We start from the raw sequence: 22,403 nt of genomic DNA, 5'->3' as shown, positions 1-22,403 counted from the left end.
CTGAAAAGGCTCAGGGAGGGGACTTTGCCAACCGACGTACCATCAACCGGATCATGACTTCGTACACGAGGTTCTCAGCGGTTTCGACCAGGGCTTCGTCGTCCCTTGCCATACGTCTGGATTTCCCCAGCCAGGCGAACGTCCGCTCCACCACCCAACGGCGCTTCAGGACGACAAATCCTTTTGGTACCTCCACGTGCCGTGGAGGTGCATCTTTTGGTGCCCAGGTGCCCTGCCAACCCGACCAGGGATGTTTGACGATCTCCATGGTCCAGCCCAGATGCGTCTTGATCTCTCCAGCGAGCTTCCCGGTGTACCCCGCATCCGCCCACAGGTGCCCCATCCGAGGAAAGACATTGGGGAGATCCCGCAGGAGAAGAATTGCACCAGTGCGATCCTGGATGTCCGCCTCGTGGACCTTGATCGCCATGACGAGCCCCAAAGTGTCGACGAGTAGGTGACGTTTCCGGCCACTGACTTTCTTGCCCCCATCGTATCCGCGAGGCCCACCAGCTTCCGTGGTCCTGACGGATTGGCTGTCGATGATCGCGGCGCTGGGGGTCGCTGCGCGACCCTCTCGCTGACGGACCATCTCCCGAAGGATCGTGTGGAGTGCCTCCCAGACGCCCTGGAGTCGCCAAAGACGGTGATAGTGATAGACCGTCTGCCACGGAGGCAAATCATGAGGCATCGCTCGCCAAGCAATGCCGCCGCGCAGGACGTAGAAAATACCGTCTAGGATCTCTCGAAACGACCATTTTCGTGGGCGACCTACTGGGGTTTCTGGAGGAAGGAGCGGGAAAAGAACGTGCCACTCGGCGTCCGTCAGATCGTTGGGATAAGCACACCGGGACATGGGCGCATCACCTCAACCCAATCGTCCACCTTTGTGGATGCAGGGTAAACCTGCGCCAGCACGTTTTTCAGACGCACTTTAAAGCCGCTCGGTCGGCTGCTCCGAGAAGTCGAGCGCCCCGCTGAGCATCTCGCCGAAGCTCCGCTGCGCGGCCTGGGGGTCGTGACGCTCGATGCCGTCCACGATGCGCTCATGGCGGACGAGATTCTCGCCGAGTTGTCCGGTGGCGTGCAGGTGGGCGATGCTGCGGCGCAACTGCTCCATCAGTGGGCGCTGGATGACCCGCATCAGGCGTGTGACCACACGGTTGCCCGCCGTCTCGGCCAGCAGCAGATGGAACTGCATGTCCGCCTCGGCATAGCTTTCGGGGGCCTGCAACTCGGCGCGCATGGTCTGGAGGGCGTCTCGCAGCCGGGCAACCTGCTCGGGCGTCGCGCGCGCAGCGGACTCGGCGATGGTGAAGGCCTCGAGCATCTGCCGGGCCTGCATCAGTTCACCGAATTCCTGCTCGTCGCCTACCGCGCCCAGCCAGCCGTCGAAGGTGGGATTCGCCCCACCCACGCTGCTCACGACCGTGCCGCGTCCGGGGCGGGCATCGACCAGCCCTGCCGCCGTCAGCACACTGATCGCCTCGCGGACTCCGGCGAGGCTCGCGCCAAACTGTTGGGCCAGTTCCCGCTGCCCCGGGAGCCGGTCGCCGGGTTTGAAAGTGCCGTCGTTGATGAGGCCCTGAAGCTGTGCGGCGATATCAGCACCGACCGACAGACGTTTCTGGAGGGGCCGGATGGTGGGGGTAGGGCGAGCGGACATGACTGCCCAGGGTAGCCCCTTCTGCGCCACCACGTTTGGATCCTCTTACACTCAGTTCAACAGTTGTTCTGAACAATTGACTTTCTGAACTACTGAATTATAGAGTGAGAGGACAACGACAATCTGGATGGAACCGCGGCACTGGCCGCAGAGGAGAGGCCGTGGAACAAGTTGCGTCAGTGTGGACCCAGAATTACGCGCCGGTTGGAGGCAGCATTTGGCTGTCGACCCTGGTCGCGCTCATTCCGGTCGTGTTCTTTTTCGTCGCTCTGGTGGGCCTGCGACTGAAAGGCTACGTAGCCGGGGCGGTGACTGTATTGCTGGCCTTTCTCGTGGCGGTATTCGCCTACGGCATGCCCCTGGCCAAAGCGGTGTGGGCCACCCTCTACGGCTTCGGCTACGGGCTGTGGCCCATCGCTTGGATCATCATCGCCGCCGTCTTTCTCTACAAGGTCACGGTGAAGACCGGGCAGTTCGAGGTCATCCGCCAGTCGGTGCTGAATATCACCGAGGACCAGCGGCTTCTGGTCGTACTGATCGGCTTTTGCTTCGGCGCATTTCTGGAAGGGGCGGCGGGCTTCGGTGCGCCCGTGGCAATCACAGCGGCGCTGCTGGTCGGGCTGGGCCTCAACCCCCTCTACGCGGCTGGCCTGTGCCTGATCGCCAACACCGCGCCCGTCGCCTTCGGCGCCTTGGGCATTCCGATCACGGTGGCCGGCAGCCTCACCGGCATTCCGGCGCATACCATCGGGCAGATCGCCGGTCGGCAGTTGCCGCTGCTGGCCATGTTCGTGCCGTTCTTCATGGTGTTCCTGATGGATTCGGGCAAGGGCGGTGCAAAGGCCGGGCTGCGCGGGGTGCGTGAGCTGTGGCCTGCCCTGCTCGTCGCCGGCCTCAGCTTCGCCGTCACGCAGTTCTTCACTTCCAACTTCCTCGGGCCGGAGCTGCCCGATATCACCTCGGCGCTCGTCAGCCTGGTCGCCACCGCCGCCTTCCTGAAGGTCTGGAAGCCCAGCGTCATCCAGCCCATCCCGGTACCGCAGACGGTAGGCGCGGCGTACCGCCCGGTGGCCCCGGCCCTGAGCGCGGGCAGCGTCTTCAAGGCGTGGTCACCCTTCCTGCTGCTGACCCTGTTCGTCGTGATCTGGAGCCTGCCCGCCTTCAAGGGCCTGTTCGACCTCAAGGCCCCCGGCCCCCTCGCCTGGACGGTCACGCACTGGGACGTGCCCAACCTGCACAACCAGGTCGTGAAGGTCGCGCCCATCGTCGCCGAGCCCACACCCTACGCGGCCAGCTACAAGCTCGATTGGCTTTCGGCCACAGGCACGGGCATCTTCCTCGCGGCGCTGGTCAGCATGGCCGTGCTGGGCATGAAGGTCAGGGAGGGCGCACGGACCTTCGTGGAGACCCTGCGCGAACTGTTCTACCCGGTGCTGACCATCATGTTCGTCCTGGGCTTCGCCTACATCGCCAACTACTCGGGCCAGAGCGCCACGATGGCCCTGGCCCTCGCGCAGACGGGCCACCTGTTTCCACTGTTCTCGCCGGTGCTGGGCTGGCTGGGCGTCTTCCTGACCGGCTCGGACACCTCATCGAACGCGCTGTTCAGCAACCTCCAGCAGGTGACCGCGCAGCAGGTGGGCGTAAACCCGGCGCTGATGGTCGCAGCCAACACCACCGGGGGCGTCACCGGCAAGATGATCTCGCCTCAGAGCATCGCCGTCGCCTGCGCCGCCGTAGGCCTGGTCGGGCGCGAGAGCGAGCTGCTGCGGTTCACCGTCAAGAAGAGCCTGGGCTTCCTGGCGGTCATCATGGTGATCACCTACCTCCAGGCCTACGCCGTGCCCGGCATGCTGCCCCAGCCCTGAAGCCCTCTTCGCGCGCAGGGAAGGTCCTCCGTGGCCTTCCGCACGCCTTCCCGAAAGGACCGCCATGCATATCGACCTGTTCCTGACCTGCGTGAACGACGCCCTCTTTCCCCAGACCGGCCAGGCCACCGTCCGGCTGCTCGAGCGCCTGGGCCATACCGTCGGCTTCAACCCCCGCCAGACCTGCTGTGGGCAGATGCACCTGAACACCGGCTACCGTGACGATGCCCTCGACCTGGCGCGCAAGTTCGTGGGCGATTTCCGCGACGCGGAGGTCGTGGTGATGCCCAGCGGCTCGTGCGCCGCGATGGTGCGCGAACTGTACCCGCAGGCTGCCCAGTGGGCCGGCGACGAGGCGCTGCTGCGCGAGATGGAGGCCCTCGCCCCGCGCGTCTTCGAACTCTCCGAATTTCTGGTGAACAGGCTCGGCGTCACCGATGTGGGCGCGTACTACCCGCACCGCGTCACTTACCACCCCACCTGCCACGCCATGCGCGGCCTGCGGGTCGGGGACGCGCCGCTGCGGCTGCTGCGCCAGGTCCGGGGCATGACCCTGCTGGAACTGGCCGGCGCCGAGGAATGCTGCGGCTTCGGCGGCACCTTCGCCGTCAAGAATCCCGACGTGAGCGCGGCCATGCTCACCGACAAGACCCGGCATATCCTCGACACCGGGGCGGAGGCCTGCACCGCCGGGGACAACTCCTGCCTGCTGCACATCGGCGGCGGCCTGAGCCGCCTGCGCAGCGGCACCCGTACCGTCCACCTCGCCGAGATCCTGGCGAGCACCGAGCAGGAGGTGTACGCGTGAGCGGCCACGGAGGCCTGCATCCCGCCGAGCCGTTTCCGGTCGCGGCGCACGAGCAGGTGGGCCGGGCACAGATGCGGGCCAACCTGCGCAACGTCACCGGGGCCATCCGTGCCAAGCGGGCGAACGTGGTGGGGGAGATGCCGCACTGGGAGCAGCTGCGCGACCTCGGGGCCGCCCTTAAGGACGACACGCTCGCCGACCTCCCGGACCGCCTGCTGCAACTGGAGCGCAGCGTACAGGCGCGCGGCGGTCAGGTCCACTGGGCGCGTGACGCCCGCGAGGCCCGCGACCTCGTCGCCCTGATCGCCGAGCAGCACGCCGTGACCGAGCTGATCAAGGTCAAGTCCATCACCTCCGACGAGATCGAACTCAATCTGGCGCTCGAAGAGCGCGGCATCCACGCGGTCGAAACCGACCTCGCGGAACTGATCGTGCAGCTCTCCAAGGACAGCCCCAGCCACATTCTCGTCCCGGCGATCCACCGCAACCGGGCAGAAATCCAGGAGCTGTTCAATACCGAGCTCCCCGGCGAGGGCCAGCTGTCCGACGACCCGGCGGCGCTCGCGGGCGCGGCGCGGCGTTACCTGCGTCAGAAATTCCTGACGACGAAGATGGCCGTGTCGGGCGTGAACTTTGCGGTCGCCGAGACCGGGACGGTCTGCGTGGTGGAATCCGAGGGCAACGGGCGCATGTGCGTGACACTGCCGGAGGTGCTGGTCAGCATCATGGGCATCGAGAAGGTGCTGGAGAAGGTCGAGGACCTCTCGGTGTTCATGGAGCTGCTGCCCCGGTCGAGCACTGCCGAGCGCATGAATCCCTACAACTCCTTCTGGACGGGGGTGACGCCCGGAGACGGTCCGCAGGAGTTCCATCTCATCCTGCTCGACAATGGGCGCACGAATGTCCTGGCCGACGAGTTTGGGCGGCAGACCCTGCGCTGTATCCGCTGCTCGGCCTGCCTGAACGTCTGTCCGGTCTATGAGCGCGCGGGCGGTCACGCCTACGGCTCGGTGTATCCCGGTCCCATCGGGGCGATCCTGACGCCGCAACTGCTCGGCATGTACGACAAGAACGCGAACACGCTGCCCGGCGCGTCTAGCCTGTGTGGGGCGTGCTACGACGTGTGCCCGGTCAAGATCAACATTCCGCAGGTACTCATCTACCTGCGCTCCGAAGCCAACGTGCAAAAGGGCCTGACCGCCGAGGCGCTCGCCATGAAGGGCATGAAGTTCGTGATGGCCGAGGGCTGGCGCTTCGAGGGCGCGCTGAAACTCGCGCGGGTCGGCCAGGGGCCTCTCGTGCGCGGCGACGCGATCACGTCGCTGCCCGGCCTGTTGGGCGGCTGGACCCAGTCCCGTGACCTCCAACCCCTGCCGAAGGAGGGCTTCCGGGAGTGGTGGAAGCGGCGCGGTCAGGAACCTGCGGCGGCCAGTGGCGAAGCCGACACCTCTTCCGAGTCCAAGGAGCGCGTATGACGACCGGAACTCTCCCCACGCCTTCCAGCACGCCGGTATCGACTGCGCAGGCCCGGCTGGAGATGCTCACCCTCATCAACCGCGCGGTGGCTGGCGCGGAGCGTCCACCCCTGCCCCCCTACCCGGTGTCGGCCCCGCAATCGCAGGCCGAGGTGCTGCATCAGTTCGAGGACCGGATTCTGGACTACAAGGCGGCGCTGACGCGGGTGCCCGCGAGCGGGGCCGCGCAGGCGGTGGCGGCAGCCCTGGGCGCTGTGCGCCGGGTCGTGGTGCCTTCTGGCCTCCCGGCGGCCTGGCTGGAAGGCGGAAGTGCCGAGGTCGTGCGCGACGGGCCGGCGCTGACGCACGCCGAACTCGACAGTATTGAGGCGGTCCTGACGGGCTGCGCGGTCGCCGTGAGCGAGACGGGCACCCTCATTCTCGACCATGGTCCCGACCAGGGCCGCCGGGCCCTTTCCCTGATTCCCGACCTGCATGTCTGTGTGGTGCGTGAGGATCAGCTCGTACAGACGGTCCCTCAAGCGCTGGCGCGCGTGGCCGCCAGTGTGCGGGAAGGGCGGCCACTGACCTGGATCAGTGGTGGGAGCGCGACCAGCGACATTGAACTCGTTCGCGTCGAAGGCGTTCACGGCCCACGCCGGCTGCACGTCGTGCTGGTCGGCGACTAGCGCAGGCAGACACGCCGGGAAAAGGGCGGGACAGCGAGCATCAGGACGAACACGCGGCCAAGTGAGGCCGGATCACGGGAGGGGATACGGAGATGGAGATGATCCGCTGGTTTCAGACACTCAGGATGACGGACGTGGAAGTGGTGGGCGGCAAGAACGCCTCGATCGGCGAGATGATCCAGGGGCTGACGGGCGCGGGGGTACGGGTGCCGGGAGGCTTCGCGACCACCGCCGACGCTTTCCGGCTGTTCCTGGCCCACAACCACATCGAGGAACAGATCAATGCCCGTCTCGCGGCCCTCGACGTCGCCGACGTGGTGGCCCTCGCCGCCGCCGGGCGGGAGATCCGCGGCTGGGTCGAGGCGGGCACGCTCCCGGCCGAACTGGAGACCGCCATCGGTGACGCCTACGCGCAGATGACCGCCGACGCTGCGGGTCTGGAGCCGGACGTCGCCGTGCGGTCGAGCGCCACCGCCGAAGACCTCCCCGAAGCTTCCTTTGCCGGGCAGCAGGAGACCTTCCTCAATGTTCGGGGGCTGGCAGACGTGCTCCGGCATGTCCGCCTGGTGTTCGCCTCGCTGTACAACGACCGCGCCATCTCCTACCGCGTCCACCACCAGTTCGACCACGCCCAGGTGGCCCTGTCGGCGGGCGTCCAGCGAATGGTCCGCACCGACCTCGGGGTCAGCGGGGTGGCCTTCACGCTCGACACCGAGAGCGGCTACCGCGACGCCGTGCTGGTCACGGCGGCCTATGGCCTGGGCGAACTGGTCGTGCAGGGTGCGGTCAACCCTGACGAGTTCCTGGTCTACAAGCCTGCCCTGGTGGCCGGGCGGCGCACCGTGCTGCGGCGCACGCTGGGCAGCAAGGCCCGCAAGATGATCTACGCCCCGGGCGGCGGCGTCGAGACGGTGGACGTGCCCGAGGCGCAACGCCGGGCGTTCTGCCTGCCGGACACGCAGCTCAACGAACTCGCGCGCCAGTGCGTCGTGATTGAGCGGCACTATGGTCGCCCGATGGACATCGAATGGGGCCAGGACGGGCGCGACGGTCAGATCTACATCCTGCAGGCCCGGCCCGAGACGGTGCAGAGCCGCAGTGGGCGCGTCCTCGAACGCTTCGAGCTGCGCGGGCGCAGTGAGGTCCTCGTCGAGGGCCGGGCCGTGGGCAGCCGCGTCGGGGTGGGCACCGTGCGCGTGGTCCACGACCTGACGCAGATGGCCCAGGTGCAGGACGGCGACGTATTGGTGGCCGATATGACCGATCCCGACTGGGAACCGGTCATGAAACGGGCCTCGGCCATCGTGACCAATCGGGGGGGACGCACCTGTCACGCGGCGATCATCGCCCGCGAGCTGGGTATTCCGGCGGTGGTCGGCAGCGGCGACGCCACGCGGGTCCTGACGACCGGGCAGGCGGTCACCGTATCCTGCGCCGAGGGCGACACGGGTTTCGTGTATGCGGGTCACCTGCCGGTCGAGGTCAGCCGCGTCGAACTGGACGCGATGCCGGACGTGCCCCTGAAGATCATGATGAACGTCGCGTCGCCAGACCGCGCCTTTTCCTTTGCCGCGTTGCCCAATGAGGGGGTGGGACTGGCCCGCGTGGAGTTCATCTGCTCGAACAAGATCGGGATTCATCCGCGCGCACTGCTGGACTTTCCCGAATTGCCGGAGGACGTGCGTACGCAGATCGCGGAGGCGACCGCGGGCTACGCGACACCCCAGGCGTTTTTCACGGAGAAGCTGATCGAGGGGGTGGCGAACATCGCGGCGGCCTTCGCGCCCAAGCCGGTGATCGTGCGCCTGAGCGATTTCAAGAGCAACGAGTACGCACACCTGATCGGTGGACGGCTCTACGAGCCGCACGAGGAGAACCCGATGATCGGGTTCCGGGGGGCGTCACGCTACCGCTCGCCTGAGTTCGCGGCGGCGTTCGCGCTGGAATGCGCGGCCATCCGGGCAGTGCGTGAGGAGTTGGGACTCACGAATGTTCAGGTGATGGTGCCGTTCGTGCGGACAGTGGAGGAGGCGCGCGCAGTGATGACCCTGCTGGAGCGCAACGGTCTAAGGCGGGGAGACAACGGGCTGAAGATCATCATGATGTGCGAGGTGCCGAGCAACGCGATCCTGGCCGAGCAGTTCCTCGAACATTTTGACGGGTTTTCGATCGGGTCGAACGATCTGACGCAGCTGACGCTGGCGCTGGACCGGGATTCGGGACTGGTGGCGGAGTTGTTCGACGAGCAGAACGAGGCGGTGCTGACACTGATGCGTCAGGCGATCGGGGCGGCCAAGGCGGCCGGGAAGTACGTGGGAATCTGCGGCCAGGGACCGTCGGATCACCCGGCGCTGGCCCGGTGGCTGATGGACCAGGGCATCGACTCGGTCAGTCTCAATCCCGATTCCGTCGTCTCGACCTGGCTGCACCTGGCTCAGGACACGCTCCCGGCAGGCTGATCGGCTCGGGGGGGCGGGGAGGGCACATACCCGGCCCCCCCATCCCCACCAGGATAAGGAGACCCCCGTGCGTGACAAAGCCCCCCTTTGCTCAGAGCGTCCCGTGCTGATCGTGTCGGACCATACCGGCCTGACCGCCGAGAACGCCGCCCGCGCCCTGCTGGCGCACTTTCCCGCCCAATCTCCGAGGTATCTCCAGCGACCCTTCATCGGCACGGTCGGGGCCGCCCGCGAGGTGGTGGGGGAGATCGCTGCACTGGTGGCCAGCGGCCCGCGCCCAGTCGTATTTACGACGGTCACGGACCCGTCCGTGCTGAGCGAGTTGCAGACCGCCCCCGCCCTGCTGTTCGACCTGCTGGGGTCCGGGCTGGCCGCGCTGGAACAGGAGTTCGGCGAGCAGGCGGCGCGCAGCGTGGGTCGCCACCACGACATGCACGACCAGACCTCCTACCTGGCCCGTATGGACGCGCTCGACTTCGCCCTCGCCACCGACGACGGCCTGGGCAGCCGTCAGTATGGCCTGGCCGACGTGATCCTTCTCGGGGTCAGCCGCGCCGGAAAGACCCCCACCAGCCTGTTTCTGGCCCTACAACACGGCGTGCGCGCCAGCAACTATCCACTGGCGGAGGACGACTTCGAACAGGAGGCCTTTCCCCTGCCACTGGTGGGCCATCAGGCCAAGGCCTACGGCCTGACCATTGATCCTCGGCGGCTGCATATGATCCGCACCCAGCGGAAGGCGGGCAGCCGCTACGCCAGCCTGGAACAGTGCGAGTACGAAGTGTCGCGTGCCGAGCGTCTCTTCCGGCGACTCGGGCTCCCCGTACGTGACACGACCAGTGCAAGTGTCGAGGAGATCGCGGCGGGCATCCTGTCCCAGATCCGCCGGGTCTGAGGGTGGTTGCGTCCGTGCCGGACCAGCGGTTGAGGCGCTGAGACTGCTTTTGGCGTGGATTGTCTACCGTCGGCAGACATGCTCTTGATCGTCGCCCCACTTAGAGCAGAGCGAAGGATTCCTCTATACGTACAGTTCCCGGTCTATCTTGAGCCGTTTCCGGCATTTCATCTCTCTGATGCTCGCCGGATAGGGCTTCGTCAGATGACTGTCGTCCCCCACGAGTAGATCGTCATCATGCGTGGAGTGCGCTGTCTGGCTACAGTTGCCCCAGAGCACTAAAGTCCTGCCGAGGGCCGCTGGAGAGATCTTATGCGCGCCCTACACGTAGTGCTTCGATCAAGAGATGCGAACACGCATAACGGATCCCATTCCATCCGACTGGTTCCGAAACCAGGGGTAAAATCACTGCGCTGCGCCCCCAGGGCGATACCAATGGGCCTTCAGGAGGACGACAGGGCCTCTTGCATGGACCGCGCTTGGGCTTCGAATCCTGCCTGCACCCACTCCACGGGGACGAACGCAGCAGCCGGGCCGTGAAAGATCTCCTCGGTGGTGTAGGCCGTGTGGCCGTTCGGCAGGTACCTCAGGGTCTGCACCCGCTCTGAGCGTAGGAGTCCCCAGCGAGCCAACGGACTGTCGTACCGCCAGGCGACCAGCGCCTCGCCCTCGGCAGGCGCTTGCACGCGCGTGACCTGTTCGTCGGAATGGATATACCGGCCCTCGCGCCAGCGCAGCCTGAAGCGCATCTGCACGCCCTCGGCTGCGCGACTGGCTCCCGTGACGTCCACCACGAAGGGATTCCAGCGCCCATAGGCGCTGAAGTCCACCAGCAGTTCGAAGACCCGTTCCAGAGGAGCCTGAAGCGTGATCTCGGCGCGGGCGGCGCGGGGCATGCAGGGCAGTATAGCGGGGAGGAGCGGGCTCTCAGAACCTCCGCGAACTCCCTTGGGTATTGGCCTTGACCCGAAGCTCGCTCGGTCGGCGCAAGCAGTGGACACAGGCCCCCGAAGAAGCCCTGGCCGCCGCTCAAGTCGGGCACTTCAACGAGGCCCGCCGCCTACGAGCAAGGCCCAGGCCTACAACCTCCGGGTCAGCGGCTGGAGCCGGGCCGTGAACGCCGCCTGAACCGCTTCCGGGGCCAGGCCTGCCTCACTCGACGCTGCCCCGGACCAGAATCAGACTGAGCGTGTACTCGGTCGCGCCACCCGTCTCCCAGGACGCGGCCTCCGTGAACAAGTCCAACAGTCGCCGTTTCAACATCCGTGCCTGCGGCTCCGCCAGCTGCATGGCCCCAACGGTGAGCATCAGGGGCTCGTCTCCCTCCAGAAGGTCTCGGGCCGGTCCCCGCCGGTCCCCCACCTCCAGATTGCTGTAGACCTCCCCTTGAGAGAGCCAGAATCCCCAGACGGGGTGACGCTCCTGCAACTGACGGGCCGCGAATCCGGCGATCTCGTTCATGCGCGGTCCCAACTGCGCCGCCCAGAAACTCTCGAGCGTTTCCGCCGCGGTCACCTCGTACGGGATGAACCATGTCGGGAAGACCCGGTACCGTTTGACGGGCCGCCCCGAGCGGGCCTCCACCCGTTCGACGACCGCGATCTCCTCCCGCTGGAGTTTTCCCAGAAGATACGACGCCCGGGCCAGCGGTACCCCCAGCTCACGGGCCACTTCCCCCGCACTCCGCGCTTCCTGCATGAGGTACTGAAGGAGCGGTCGGAGTTCGGGCTGGAGCAGCAGGATCGCCTGCCCCGCGGAAGCCACCTGGTGCACGGTCATGCCCACAGTCTAGAAACGCGCAACCTGAAAAAGCGGCTGGTTCTTCCGGGAGCTCCCTTCCCACACTGACACCATGACCTCACCGCTCTGGAACCGCAGCTTCATCATCTGGCTCGTCGGCGCGGCGCAGTCTCAGTTCGGCACAGCCCTGGCGGGCCTCGCCCTGAGCTTCCTCGTGCTCCACCAGACGGGCTCTGCCCAGCAGATGGCCCTGACCCTGGCCTGCACGCTGATCCCCAACCTGCTCATGCCTTTGGCCGGTGTCCTCGTCGACCGTTTTCCTCTGAAGTGGCCCCTGATCGGTGCCGATCTCCTGCGCGGCGCGCTGCAGTTGGCCGTGGGCGGTCTGGGGCTGGCCTGGGGAGACGTACCCCTCTGGGTGGTCAATGGGGCGGCCCTGTTGACGGGACTGGCTGGAACCTTCGCGAGTCCGGCGAGCGGCGCAGCCGTCCCCACCCTGGTGGCCCCCGAAGCCCTGGCCCGCGCCAATGGACTGCTGGGCAGTGCCAGTCGGGGGGCCTGGCTCCTGGGGACGCTCTCCGGGGGTTGGATCGTGGCCCAGTGGTCGCCTGCAGTGGCCATCATCGGCGACGGACTGAGTTTCCTCCTCATGGCGGCCTTGATGGGCTGGGTGCGACTGCCCCGGCAAATCGAGTCTCGGGAAGCGCCCCTCGATTTCTGGGGTGACCTGCGCGGCGGGATACAGCTGATGAGCCGCTCCCGCATGCTCATCCTGACGCCGGTCGTCGCTCTGTTGCTCAATGCCAGTCTGGCACCCGTCACCGCCATCCTCCCCAAGCTCTTCGACCATCTGGGAGCCCAGGCCACCGGATATGCCACCTTTCTGGCCCTGGAGAGTCTGGGCATGCTGTTTGCGGGGATGCTGCTGGCGACCGTAGGCAACCGTTTCGCTCCGCAGAAGATCATCGCAGTCGGACTGCTGCTGACGGCCGGAACCTACGCAGTGATGTGGTCATCTCCTGTGACTGGCGTGCTCTGGCCGAGCGCGGTCGGGCTGGGCGTCGGATTCGGGCTGGGCAACATTCCTTTCCAGACGCTGTTACAGCAGCTGGTGCCTCGGCACTTCCTGGGCCGGGTCTTCAGCGTGCTGGGGATGGTCTCGAGTGTGGGGATGCCGCTGAGTCTCCTGCTGGTTTCCCCATGGCTGGATCGCCTGCCTCTGGCGCTGTGGTTTGGGGGAGCGGCTCTGGCGCAAGGCCTTGGGGGGTTGGTCTGGCTGTGGGCCATGCGGACGGGAGGGAGCGTGCAGGAGCGGGGCGCTCTGGTTTGAACGTCTTAAACCGGCCGATCTGTCCAAGTGCGTCCTGACAGCGCCACCCGCCCAGCCCTCCGGGGCATGGGCGGTTCTATCCGTTCGGAACATATGAAAAGCACGTCTTAGACACATCAGATCGGCGAAGAACAGAGCAGACATCAGCCCGTGACGCTCCCCACGACCTTCAGCAGCTGCTCGCCCTGATCGACATCGATACCTCGGCCGCGCTCGACAGGGTGGACCGCCGTTGCGGCGCCGCGGACTGGTCGGCCCTGACCTCCAGGCGGGCCTTTGGGGAGATTCATATCGCCGAGAACAGCGACCGCCACACCTCCTGACAGACCGCGTCTTCGCCATCCCTCCCGCCATCTCCCAGCAGCACAGCCTCGGGGCTGCGTTCTCTCTTTTTCTCAATCCAGACGTGAAAACGGTGCTTCACCAAGCCGAGCTCGTCAGCGCCAGTGTCCTCAGTCGCTTCTTCAACGAAGATGACTGGGATACCGCGACGTGCTGGACCCTCTTGGCGGACGCCCAGTGGGGCCTCCTGCTTCAGGCGACCAGGCGGAAACATTATCCATGCCCGCGGTTGAGTGACGTTGGTCTTACCCGGCCCTAAGTGGGGTCTGATTGATGGATCGAGCTGGCATGAGTTCCAAGCATAGGGGGCCAGCGCTCCTGCTCCCAGGAGGGCGTTCCTGACAGCGGTTAGAGGTCTGTACGCTGATTCAGGTTCCTGTATCCTCCGTCGCAAGATGATGCGCCGGGCCAACTCTCTGTTCACCCCAGACGCCAATGACTGGTTCTGGGTGCGTGACGCGGCTGCCACTCGCTTCCTGCTGAATCCAACGACTCGGCCTTATTACATGATCTTCTTGCAGGAACCCCTCGACCTGCACGAAGCTGCCACACGCCTCGACCTGAAGCGGACCACCTTGCGATACCACGTGCAACGATTGGTGCAGTGGGAGTTGCTCACCCCGCTCACCATTTCCACTGGACGAGGCCGTCTGCGCTTTAAGGCTGTGCACCCACGCCTTTTCCTCCCCTTCGAGACGAGCGGGTACGCCACTCTGGACGACCTTCTGCTTCAGATGCACGGGCCCTTATTGGAGACGTTCATGCGGCAGGTGGTACTCGCCGGTCATCGGGGTGCCCCCCACGCCCTGCACAGAGGCGGCGTGACCCTTAGTCGGGAAAGCGTCGACTTCAGCCTTACCCCCCCACCAGATGTGACCACCCAGGAGACCGTCGACCTGAGTGTGTGGAGTTCCTGGACAACCCTGGCGCTCACACCCCTGCAGGCGCAGGTACTCAAAGGTGAACTGGCCGCGGTCTGGCAACGATTCCATCAGCAGGCAGCGCCAGGACCTGGAACGAGCGACTATACGCTTCTGCTGGGTCTGGCCCCTGAACTGAAATAAGGCTGGCTTCTACGGGCCAGGTACACAGGGATGAAAGATCCCCAGACCTCAATCCAGCCCCCTCTGAACCTCAGGCGACGGTGCTGATCTCATGTTCTGCTACTCCCGGTAGGTCCCAGTCAAGATCGGCGCCCTTTTTGCCCGTTGACGTTGCTAAGACTGATCTGTGGATCGTCTCGGAACAGGGGCGTCTACCGAAGGGGGTTGTATGGAACTGTCTCCTATTCTGCTCTTATGCCGTCGTTTACACCGGGCTGAGAGTCTTCGACTTGACCTGCTGACGCACAATCAGGAGCCTACTGATCTCCGGGACGTGCAGCAATGAGGACCTGCTAGTGTCTCGGCATTCGACGACAACTCAAGATACGCCAGACCCCTTCGACGTATTGCCATACGATACCGTCATGGCCGACCTGGAACAGATCCTGGCGGCCTTGCCCCGGGCCATGGTGTACACCCCTGCGGCCCGGATCACTGCGCTGGAAGAAGTGCAGCGGCTTCATGCACAGGCGGGATCGTTGACCAAGGCACAGCTGTTGGTAGGTCTGGCCCGGATCGCCGCAGCAGCTCAAGATGGGCATACCAATATGGATTTCGGGCAGCTGGGAGACGCCCTCCCCCAGTTGCCTATGCGGTTCACATGGTTTGCCGATGGTCTGTACATTACCGCGGTCAGTCCAGCACATGCGGACTGGCTCGGCTGTCAGGTCATGCATCTGGAAGATCGCCCCGCTGAGGACTGGCTCCCACTTTTATCAGCCATAATTGGCGGCACTGTGGACCGGGTTCGCAGTCTGTGTGCGCCTGTGCTGATCACGCCCGCTTTTCTGCACGCCCTGGGCTGGGCCGCTTCAGCTCATCAGTTGCGCCTGCTGCTCCGGTCGCCTGCTGGTTCACTCATGCCCGTCCAAGTCGATGTGGGAGACGAAATGCCTACATTGACCCTGATGCCTCAGATCGGTCTTTTAGAAGCGCCGGAGACGGCCGCCAGTGTCCACGTGCAGGCGCTGCCAGGTAAAGCGTTATACGTCGGTCTGCGCCAGATCGGCTCTGGTACGGATGGCCCCCTGCCACAGGTCTTGGAACAGGTTCTCAGATGCATTCGGGACACCCGGCCAGAACGCCTGATCGTTGATCTGCGCGGCAATGGCGGCGGAAACTACATCTTGAGCTGGCCATTCACACAGCAACTGCGAGAGGCCGCTGGGAATGCCCGTATATACGCCCTGATCGATGAGGGAACCTTCTCGGCGGCCATCGTGATGCTGGCTTGGCTACGCTATGACGCTGGGGCACGCGTCATCGGGCACGGTCCCGGCGACACCGAGCAGTTTTTCGCCGAGCCGTTGAGCCTTGAGCTGAAGACCGTGAAGGCGAGAGTATTTCTGGCGACGCAATCGCATGACTGGGCTACAGGATGTCATGATTTCAGGACCTGTTTCTGGCTGAATCTGCTCTATGCCGTGCCAGCGGGATCATTGCGTCCAGAGGTGGATGTACAGGGAACGTGGGCGGAGGTCATGCGTGGGGACGACGCGGCGCTGCAGGTAGCTCTTATGGACGACATGCCGCTGCGCCAGTTATATAACCGGCCGCAGCAGCCGACGCCTTCGAGGATGCCGGAGGCTCAGCAGGTGGCCCTATGCGGGTTGCTGCTGATCACGCTGGGCCACCGGCATGGTCGTGAGGACTGGTTACAGCTAGGAAACCTCATCGAACGGCTATCTGGAATGCCGTTCGACGAGTTGACAACATTGCGCCTTCAGCACGAAGAGATCTTGTGCAGGTCAGACAATAGTCTGGTACGCATTCTAAGGAAATACCGCGCGTCGCTGACCCCTCACGTGATCGCCTACTCACTGGCCCACCCTGGGTAAGCCTCAAGAATCGCATCTGCATAGGACAGAGAAAGCGCTCCCGGCCTCTCGCATCTGGGAGTGTCTACGTCACAGCCTCTCTGGGAGCGCACCCGCATTCTGACAGACCACCTCCTCGCTGTCTCTCCCACGGCTTACCAGCAACGCCGCCTCGGGGCTGCGTTCTGTCCGTTCCTCAATCCAGACATCAAGACGGTCCTCCACCAAGCGGAGTCCGTCAGCGCCAGTGCCCTCAGTCGCTTCTTCAACGAAGATGACTGGGATACCGCGACGTGCTGGACGCTCTTGGCGGACGCCCAGTGGGACCTCTTGCTCCAGGCGGCCAAGCGGAAACATCATCCGTGCCTGCGGCTGAGTGTCGATCTCACCGGCGTCCCGAAAACGGGACGCCAGCTGCCGTTCGTTCGCGTCTATAACGAGGTCCACAGCATCCATCTCATGATCCTCTTTGCGCAGTACGGGACCCTGAAGTTCCCAGTGGGGTACCGGGTGTATCGCGGCAGGGGGACCCCCACACCCGTCATACTGGCCCGTGACCTGCTGCGCAGCGTGCCGGACACTATTTGCACCCGGTTCTGGGTGCGCGTCCACGCCGATAGTGAATTCGAGGCAGCCGCCTTTCTGGACGAGATCCGGAGATTAGGCGTTGAGTTTGTGGTCGGTATCCGGCCGACTAGGCGGACCGAGCATCCTGACGTCATCACCGTTGCGGATGGCCTGTATGGGGGTACGTCAAGCTCCAGAACTGGCCGCATGACACGCTGACGCTTAGCCGCGTTCCGCGCGGCATCCTCCGAGCTGATGGATGGCGATGAGGTGACCTCAGAAGGGCGAAACGCTGGCCTACCTCATCCTTCTTTAAGGAGAGCAAGCATCAGTTTGGGCTGAACCTCTTCTCCTTGCGGACCGCCCGAGGATTGGACCGGTGACTGCTGTTGATCTTCGTGGCCTGGACGCTGACCTTGCTGGACGCACAGCCAGACCAAACGCTGGCGAGCAGAGCACGACGTGTGCTGCTCGCCCTTCAGCCGAAGCTCTACCTTGGCCACCTACTGAACCTCTTCACAAAAAACGTGGAATTTCTCGTCCAGCACGGCTATTCATTGTCCTATACGAGGTGCAACTCCTGAGTCGGATGTTTCTGGCAGGGTCGGGCCAGCCTGAATGTCTCAGGCGTCGGTCCTGATCAGGGCAGCATAACTCACTTCATCTCGACTGCCGGACTTTCCTCGTAGGTGGGCGGGACATCACGGCCTTCTTTAAGGGCCTGGACGAAGGCATCGAATTGGATCTTGAGTTGATCGCGGACGGTCCGCCAGCGGTCGAGGCTGCCGCCACTCGGATCGACGAAGGGATAGTGCCGCCGGAGGGTGTGACCGGGATAGATGGGGCAGGCTTCGGCAGCGCTGTCGCAGACCGTGACGACGTAGTCGAAGTTCCGCGCCTCGGGGACATCGTGGAGGGTTTTGCTGGTGTGGGTGGAGAGATCTAGGCCTAGTTCATTCATGACGGCGATGGCGTCGGGCTTGACTCGGGTGGCTTCTGTGCCGGCGGAGTGCACGTCCAGGTCGACGCCCAGGCGACGGGCGGCGTCACGCGTGAGGGCTTCGGCCATCTGGGAGCGGGCAGAGTTGTGGGTACAGAGAATCAGGACACGCGGCATGCGCGCAAGCTAACACACCGATTTAGATTGATGTGTCAGAGGTGGGAGCTCGGAGAAAAGATCAAGCAGCAATTGACCCCCGAGGCGGAAGAAGGGCTCCCGGCTCAGGGCGTAGTACATGTTCTTGCCGCGCTGCTCGGACGTTACCAGCCCTGCCTCTTTGAGGATGTTGAGATGGTAGGAAACCTTCGACTGGGGGAGGCTCAGGAGCGCTTCCAGGTCGCAGACGCAGTGCTCGCCCTGGGCGAGATGGCGGACGAGGTCATAGCGGGTGTCTTGCGCGAGCGCCTTGAGCTGGTCGAGGACGGAGGGCACAGTCAACGCGGTCATCCATCCATCCTAATTGTTCCTTACCCCCTTGGATGCCGTCTCCGTGCCGTATGAGATGCGGCCCTGAGAACCACAGGACAAACCTCTTCGTATCTCCCTACAAGAAGCCATCACCGTGACACCATCTACCCCACGGTAGTTGCCCCCGAAAATCTCAGCCATTACATGTGACCGAAAGGGGCCTGGCTTGGGATGCGCGTCTCCACCGGGCTGGGCCTGGCTCAACGGGCGAGCTTGAGCAACCGCACCAAATCAGCCGGCTTCTCCTCACGTGCCTGACACATCTCGACATATGTCTCAAGAATGACGTCCCCGGTGGACTCCAGGGCACTCCGGACACTGGCATAGACGGTCATCACTTCCACGCAATTCTTCTCCTCCTCGACCATCTTCTGCAGTCCCCGGATCTGTCCCTCCAGACGACGTAGGCGGTTGAGGATCTTTGTCTTTTCGGCTTGATGGTCACTGACTGGCAGGGTCGTCATGTGTGTACTATACCCCCCTGGGTTATTTGACAGAATAGGGGGAGGGGGTATACGCTCCTGCCATGTACTTCCAACGCTTCTACGACGCGGATCTCGCCCAGGCGTCCTACATGCTTGGCTGCCAGAAGACCGGCGAATGCCTCGTGGTCGACCCAGTCCGCGATATTGCCCAGTACCTCGACGAGGCGAAACGTCAAAAGCTGCGGGTCACCCACGTCACCGAAACGCACATTCACGCCGATTACCTCTCCGGCAGTCGCGAACTCGCGAAAGCGACGGGCGCGAAGCTGCTGCTCTCCGACGAGGGCGGTGAAGACTGGCACTACACCTATGACGACGGCAACAGGATCAGCCTCCACGATGGGGAGACCTTCATGGTGGGCAACGTCCGTCTCCAGGCGCTCCACACTCCGGGCCACACGCCGGAGCACATGAGCTTCCTCGTCACCGATCTCCCCCGAGGTGACACCCCGAGCATGATCCTGACCGGCGACTTCGTCTTTGTCGGGGATCTGGGGCGACCTGACCTGCTCGACGAAGCCGCCGGCGGCCAGGACACCCGCTCTACCGGTGCCCGGCAGATGTTCGCCTCCCTGCGCGATAAGTTTCTGACCCTGCCCGACCATGTGCAGGTCTGGCCAGGGCACGGCTCGGGGAGCGCCTGCGGTAAAACCCTCGGTGCCGTACCCACGACGACGGTCGGCTACGAACGCGCCCTCAGTTGGTGGAGCAAGCAGGTGGAACAGGGGGACGAGGAGGGCTTTACGCAGGAACTGCTTTCCGGTCAACCTGATGCCCCGCTCTACTACGGACGCATGAAGACCGAGAACCGCGACGGCCCCACCCTGCTGGGTGAGACGAAGCCGCTGGAAGAGCTGACTATAGAGAATATCCAGGCGAGGCTCGCTGCCGGTGCCCGATTGCTCGACACCCGCAGGAAAGAAGAGCACCACGCCGCCGCCCCTGTGGGGAGCATTCACATCCCTGACGGTGGGACCCTGGAAACCTGGTCGGGTTGGCTCATGACTCCGGAGCGTGAGGTGATCCTGCTGGCACCTAGGGACCGTGCCGAAGGCGTGCGTCGCCGGCTGTGGATGGTGGGATTGGACCACGTGATCGGCTTCATCTCCACTGCCGAAGAGCTGGAGACCGTCTCCGCTCAGCCCATCTCCGTGCGTGAGTTGAGCTCGCATCCGGACGCGCTGATCCTCGATGTGCGGACGAAGACCGAATACGAGGGCGGTCATCTCCCCGGTGCGCGGCAACTGCACGCTGGACGTTTGCCATGGGCACTGGACACCCTGCCGCGTGACCGCGAGATCATCGTGCACTGCCAAGGGGGGGCGCGGAGTGCCGCCGCTGCCAGCCTGCTGCGTACCGAAGGCTTCGATGTGCTGGAACTCGCTGGTGGCTACGACGCCTGGGCGAAAACTCTCAACACCTGATTCCCACTCCGTGGAGGCGGCGTCCGTTGGGCCGCCTCCACTTCTGCCGAAAGGAGCTGCTGATGACCTATCAGGACATCTTGACGACCGAACTCGAAGAGAAGAAGCGTGGGGGCGCCCGGCTGGTCGACGTACGCGAGCGAGCAGAGTACGTTGCTGGACACATCCCGAGCGCGGTGAACCTCCCCCTGAGTACACTCGTTGGCCGGGAGGACGATATTGGACCAAATACCGTCCTGATCTGCGCAGGGGGCAGCCGGTCCTCACAGGCAGCCACCTATCTGGCAGGTCTGGGCAAACCCGGACTGCTGAACCTTGCGGGTGGCACGGCGGGCTGGATGCGTGAAGGCCGTGAGGTGACGAGGGGCGAGCAGCCATGATCTTCGCGTGGATCGGCGCCGCCCTGATCGGCCTCTCGCTGGGGCTTCTGGGGTCGGGCGGTTCGATCCTGACCGTACCGGTGCTGGTTTACCTCGTCGGCGAGCCGGAGAAACTGGCGATTGCCGAGTCGCTGGCCATCGTGGGCGGAATCAGCCTGATCGGGGCAATCCCGTACGCCCTCAAGCGGCGCGTCGACTGGCGTTCCGTGTTGTGGTTCGGCTTGCCCGGCATCGTCGGAACCACCCTGGGATCCGCTCTGAGCGTCCATCTGTCAGGAGCGGTGCAACTGTTGCTGTTCGCCATGGTGATGCTTCTCGCTGCGGGGATGATGCTCCGGCCAGCCCAGAAGACGGAACCCCATGCGGTGTCCCGCTCGCGATTCCAGACCAGCCTGGATGGCCTGGGTGTCGGTATCCTGACCGGCCTGGTGGGCGTAGGCGGGGGCTTCCTCATCATTCCCGCGCTGGTCCTGTTGGGAGGGCTCCCGATGAGTCCCGCGGTAGGGACCAGCCTGACGATTATTACCCTGAACAGTGCAGCCGGCTTCTTCAAACATTTGAGCACCCTTGAGGGCTCAGGCCTGCACTGGAACCTCATGCTGATCTTCACCCTCATCGGTATCCTGGGCAGCTTCCTGGGAAGCCGGCTCGGCAGGAATGTGTCCAACAAGAGTTTGAGACGCAGCTTGGCGGGCTTTCTGGTCGTGGTAGGGATCTATGTGTTGGCCACCAATGTACCTAAAGTGCTGAGCCCTACGCCCTCGTCCACCGTCCAGAAGCAGCGCTGAGCCTGCCCCGCAGGCCACACTGCTCTCCATGACGGAGTCTTTCCCGAGGTCTGTATCCCATGACTGAACTGCTTGACCTGCTGCGTTCGCCCTGGCCCTGGTATGTGGGCGGCCCCCTGATCGGCCTCACCGTCTCCCTGCTCCTCTGGCTGGGCAACAAGTCCTTCGGCATCTCCTCCAACCTGCGGCATGCCTGCGCCATCCTCCTGCCCGATGCAGCCAAGCCTGACTTCTTCCGCTATGACTGGCGCAAGGAGCGCTGGAACTTGATGTTCGCTGGCGGATTGATCCTGGGGGGGATCGCGGCGGGCGTCCTGTTCGCCAACCCGGAATCTACCCGCTTGAGTGCCGCCGGTGCCCAGGCGATCCAGGCGCTGGGCATCCAGGTCCGGCCTGGTCTGGTGCCTGTAGAATTGACTGATCTGACCCATTTCGGCGTATGGGTGCTGCTGGCCTTCTCCGGCCTGCTCGTCGGCTTCGGGACCCGGTATGGGGGCGGGTGCACTTCTGGGCACGCGATCACGGGCCTGTCCACCCTGCAGGGTCCCTCGTTGATCGCCACCGTCTCGTTCTTCGTCGGTGGCATTCTCAGTGCCAACTTCCTCCTGCCCCTCTTTTTGGCGGTCATTCGATGACGAACTCCCATAACATGACCGGGATACACGACGCCCCAGCCTCCACCACACGTACGGCGACGGGACTCCTCGCCTACCTGTTCGCTGGATTGTATTTCGGTGTTGTTCTGGTCAAGAGCGAGGCGACGAGCTGGTACCGCATTCAGGAGATGTTCCGCTTCGAATCCTTCCATATGTTCGGGTTGATCGGCTCGGCTGTCGTCACGGGAATGATCTCTACGACCTTGTTGCGCCGTTTTGGGACGAGAAGTCGCGACGGACAGATCATCGCCGTGACCCCCAAGGCGAAGGGGTGGTGGCGGTACATCCTTGGGGGGTTGACCTTTGGGGTGGGATGGGGGTTGGCCGGGGTATGTCCGGGACCGATCTTCGTGCTTCTGGGAGCGGGGGTGTGGCCGATGCTGATCGTGCTGGCCTTTGCTCTCCTGGGCACCTACTTGTACGGTGTGCTCAAGGACAGACTCCCACACTGAACAGGTGACATT

General features: G+C 64.4%; 21 protein-coding genes and 1 pseudogene. 15 read left to right on the top strand and 7 right to left on the bottom strand.

All coding sequences use genetic code 11. The annotated features are described in order from the left end of the window. Positions 1-10: 10 nt before the first annotated feature. On the bottom strand, positions 11-856 hold the full coding sequence (locus DGO_RS18270) for an IS5 family transposase (RefSeq protein ID WP_014686684.1): 846 nt from the start codon (positions 854-856) through the stop codon (positions 11-13). 78 nt (positions 857-934) lie between these two features. After that, positions 935-1,666, bottom strand: coding sequence for a FadR/GntR family transcriptional regulator (locus tag DGO_RS18265; protein WP_014686683.1), 732 nt, complete (start codon positions 1,664-1,666; stop codon positions 935-937). 161 nt (positions 1,667-1,827) lie between these two features. Here DGO_RS18265 and DGO_RS18260 point away from each other — a divergent pair, with 161 nt between their 5' ends. From DGO_RS18260 to DGO_RS18235, 6 genes are all read left to right on the top strand, one after another. Further along, complete coding sequence (locus tag DGO_RS18260) at positions 1,828-3,534, top strand: lactate permease LctP family transporter (protein ID WP_043804679.1); 1,707 nt, start codon at positions 1,828-1,830, stop codon at positions 3,532-3,534. 64 nt (positions 3,535-3,598) lie between these two features. Next, on the top strand, positions 3,599-4,342 hold the full coding sequence (locus DGO_RS18255) for a (Fe-S)-binding protein (RefSeq protein ID WP_014686681.1): 744 nt from the start codon (positions 3,599-3,601) through the stop codon (positions 4,340-4,342). A 71-nt stretch (positions 4,343-4,413) separates the two neighbouring features. Beyond that, a complete protein-coding gene (locus tag DGO_RS18250) occupies positions 4,414-5,817 on the top strand; it encodes a lactate utilization protein B (RefSeq protein ID WP_014686680.1) in 1,404 nt (467 codons plus the stop codon). Next, on the top strand, positions 5,814-6,485 hold the full coding sequence (locus DGO_RS18245; RefSeq protein WP_014686679.1) for a LutC/YkgG family protein: 672 nt from the start codon (positions 5,814-5,816) through the stop codon (positions 6,483-6,485). Before DGO_RS18250 ends, DGO_RS18245 begins: the two co-directional genes overlap by 4 nt. Before the next feature lie 92 nt (positions 6,486-6,577). Further along, the gene (ppsA, locus tag DGO_RS18240) at positions 6,578-8,944 is read left to right on the top strand and encodes a phosphoenolpyruvate synthase (RefSeq protein ID WP_014686678.1); all 2,367 of its coding nucleotides are present in this window, start codon (positions 6,578-6,580) and stop codon (positions 8,942-8,944) included. A gap of 67 nt (positions 8,945-9,011) precedes the next feature. Beyond that, positions 9,012-9,839 carry a pyruvate, water dikinase regulatory protein gene (locus DGO_RS18235; protein ID WP_043804675.1) on the top strand — a complete coding sequence of 276 codons (828 nt, stop codon included), beginning with the start codon at positions 9,012-9,014 and terminating at the stop codon, positions 9,837-9,839. 443 nt (positions 9,840-10,282) lie between these two features. On the opposite strand, the gene DGO_RS18230 is transcribed toward DGO_RS18235, so the two are convergent. Then, positions 10,283-10,735, bottom strand: coding sequence for an SRPBCC domain-containing protein (locus tag DGO_RS18230; protein ID WP_014686675.1), 453 nt, complete (start codon positions 10,733-10,735; stop codon positions 10,283-10,285). Between the two features lie 256 nt (positions 10,736-10,991). Then, a complete protein-coding gene (locus tag DGO_RS23930; RefSeq protein ID WP_043804671.1) occupies positions 10,992-11,618 on the bottom strand; it encodes a winged helix-turn-helix domain-containing protein in 627 nt (208 codons plus the stop codon). 73 nt (positions 11,619-11,691) lie between these two features. Here DGO_RS23930 and DGO_RS18220 point away from each other — a divergent pair, with 73 nt between their 5' ends. The 4 genes and pseudogenes from DGO_RS18220 (at position 11,692) to DGO_RS18205 (ending at position 17,322) form a co-directional block, all read left to right on the top strand. Further along, positions 11,692-12,909 (top strand): MFS transporter, encoded by a 1,218-nt coding sequence (locus DGO_RS18220; RefSeq protein ID WP_014686673.1) that lies wholly within the window; start codon positions 11,692-11,694, stop codon positions 12,907-12,909. A gap of 737 nt (positions 12,910-13,646) precedes the next feature. Then, complete coding sequence (locus DGO_RS18215) at positions 13,647-14,315, top strand: hypothetical protein (protein ID WP_014686672.1); 669 nt, start codon at positions 13,647-13,649, stop codon at positions 14,313-14,315. Between the two features lie 404 nt (positions 14,316-14,719). Then, entirely contained in the window at positions 14,720-16,192 is a 1,473-nt protein-coding gene (locus DGO_RS18210) for a S41 family peptidase (RefSeq protein ID WP_014686670.1), read from the top strand. Between the two features lie 60 nt (positions 16,193-16,252). Further along, positions 16,253-17,322, top strand: a pseudogene (locus DGO_RS18205) (transposase). 71 nt (positions 17,323-17,393) lie between these two features. Here DGO_RS18205 and DGO_RS18200 read toward each other — a convergent pair. From DGO_RS18200 to DGO_RS18190, 3 genes are all read right to left on the bottom strand, one after another. Then, positions 17,394-17,855, bottom strand: coding sequence for an arsenate reductase ArsC (locus DGO_RS18200; RefSeq protein WP_014686667.1), 462 nt, complete (start codon positions 17,853-17,855; stop codon positions 17,394-17,396). Between the two features lie 9 nt (positions 17,856-17,864). Further along, positions 17,865-18,185, bottom strand: a complete 321-nt coding sequence (locus tag DGO_RS18195; protein ID WP_014686666.1) for an ArsR/SmtB family transcription factor — start codon at positions 18,183-18,185, stop codon at positions 17,865-17,867. A gap of 221 nt (positions 18,186-18,406) precedes the next feature. Then, positions 18,407-18,670, bottom strand: a complete 264-nt coding sequence (locus DGO_RS18190; protein ID WP_014686665.1) for a metal-sensitive transcriptional regulator — start codon at positions 18,668-18,670, stop codon at positions 18,407-18,409. Between the two features lie 62 nt (positions 18,671-18,732). On the opposite strand from DGO_RS18190, the gene DGO_RS18185 reads away from it, so the two are divergent. The 5 genes from DGO_RS18185 to DGO_RS18165 all read left to right on the top strand — a co-directional run bounded on the left by DGO_RS18185 (position 18,733) and on the right by DGO_RS18165 (position 22,391). Next, positions 18,733-20,115, top strand: a complete 1,383-nt coding sequence (locus tag DGO_RS18185; RefSeq protein ID WP_014686664.1) for an MBL fold metallo-hydrolase — start codon at positions 18,733-18,735, stop codon at positions 20,113-20,115. Positions 20,116-20,177: 62 nt separating this feature from the next. Then, positions 20,178-20,495, top strand: coding sequence for a rhodanese-like domain-containing protein (locus DGO_RS18180; protein ID WP_014686663.1), 318 nt, complete (start codon positions 20,178-20,180; stop codon positions 20,493-20,495). Next, positions 20,492-21,283, top strand: coding sequence for a sulfite exporter TauE/SafE family protein (locus DGO_RS18175; protein ID WP_014686662.1), 792 nt, complete (start codon positions 20,492-20,494; stop codon positions 21,281-21,283). The genes DGO_RS18180 and DGO_RS18175 overlap by 4 nt, the downstream gene beginning before the upstream one ends. 59 nt (positions 21,284-21,342) lie before the next feature. Beyond that, complete coding sequence (locus DGO_RS18170; RefSeq protein WP_014686661.1) at positions 21,343-21,918, top strand: YeeE/YedE family protein; 576 nt, start codon at positions 21,343-21,345, stop codon at positions 21,916-21,918. Next, on the top strand, positions 21,915-22,391 hold the full coding sequence (locus DGO_RS18165) for a YeeE/YedE family protein (protein WP_014686660.1): 477 nt from the start codon (positions 21,915-21,917) through the stop codon (positions 22,389-22,391). Before DGO_RS18170 ends, DGO_RS18165 begins: the two co-directional genes overlap by 4 nt. Positions 22,392-22,403: the final 12 nt, after the last annotated feature.

This window comes from Deinococcus gobiensis I-0, from assembly GCF_000252445.1.
GTDB classification, from domain to species: domain Bacteria; phylum Deinococcota; class Deinococci; order Deinococcales; family Deinococcaceae; genus Deinococcus; species Deinococcus gobiensis.
Note: the sequence above shows the minus strand (reverse complement) of the source record. Positions and strands in the feature narration are given on the sequence as shown.

Bases quoted from the DNA above. Each gene is read 5' to 3' on its own strand.
- DGO_RS18265 (WP_014686683.1), bottom strand. From the start codon at position 1,666: ATGTCCGCTCGCCCTACCCCCACCATCCGGCCCCTCCAGAAACGTCTG.
- ppsA (WP_014686678.1), top strand. From the start codon at position 6,578: ATGGAGATGATCCGCTGGTTTCAGACACTCAGGATGACGGACGTGGAA.
- DGO_RS18255 (WP_014686681.1), top strand. From the start codon at position 3,599: ATGCATATCGACCTGTTCCTGACCTGCGTGAACGACGCCCTCTTTCCC.
- DGO_RS18230 (WP_014686675.1), bottom strand. From the start codon at position 10,735: ATGCCCCGCGCCGCCCGCGCCGAGATCACGCTTCAGGCTCCTCTGGAA.
- DGO_RS18170 (WP_014686661.1), top strand. From the start codon at position 21,343: ATGACTGAACTGCTTGACCTGCTGCGTTCGCCCTGGCCCTGGTATGTG.
- DGO_RS18175 (WP_014686662.1), top strand. From the start codon at position 20,492: ATGATCTTCGCGTGGATCGGCGCCGCCCTGATCGGCCTCTCGCTGGGG.
- DGO_RS18200 (WP_014686667.1), bottom strand. From the start codon at position 17,855: ATGCCGCGTGTCCTGATTCTCTGTACCCACAACTCTGCCCGCTCCCAG.
- DGO_RS18250 (WP_014686680.1), top strand. From the start codon at position 4,414: ATGCGGGCCAACCTGCGCAACGTCACCGGGGCCATCCGTGCCAAGCGG.
- DGO_RS18185 (WP_014686664.1), top strand. From the start codon at position 18,733: ATGTACTTCCAACGCTTCTACGACGCGGATCTCGCCCAGGCGTCCTAC.
- DGO_RS18180 (WP_014686663.1), top strand. From the start codon at position 20,178: ATGACCTATCAGGACATCTTGACGACCGAACTCGAAGAGAAGAAGCGT.
- DGO_RS18245 (WP_014686679.1), top strand. From the start codon at position 5,814: ATGACGACCGGAACTCTCCCCACGCCTTCCAGCACGCCGGTATCGACT.
- DGO_RS18270 (WP_014686684.1), bottom strand. From the start codon at position 856: ATGTCCCGGTGTGCTTATCCCAACGATCTGACGGACGCCGAGTGGCAC.
- DGO_RS18220 (WP_014686673.1), top strand. From the start codon at position 11,692: ATGACCTCACCGCTCTGGAACCGCAGCTTCATCATCTGGCTCGTCGGC.
- DGO_RS18165 (WP_014686660.1), top strand. From the start codon at position 21,915: ATGACGAACTCCCATAACATGACCGGGATACACGACGCCCCAGCCTCC.
- DGO_RS18195 (WP_014686666.1), bottom strand. From the start codon at position 18,185: ATGACCGCGTTGACTGTGCCCTCCGTCCTCGACCAGCTCAAGGCGCTC.
- DGO_RS18215 (WP_014686672.1), top strand. From the start codon at position 13,647: ATGATGCGCCGGGCCAACTCTCTGTTCACCCCAGACGCCAATGACTGG.
- DGO_RS18190 (WP_014686665.1), bottom strand. From the start codon at position 18,670: ATGACGACCCTGCCAGTCAGTGACCATCAAGCCGAAAAGACAAAGATC.
- DGO_RS23930 (WP_043804671.1), bottom strand. From the start codon at position 11,618: ATGACCGTGCACCAGGTGGCTTCCGCGGGGCAGGCGATCCTGCTGCTC.
- DGO_RS18210 (WP_014686670.1), top strand. From the start codon at position 14,720: ATGGCCGACCTGGAACAGATCCTGGCGGCCTTGCCCCGGGCCATGGTG.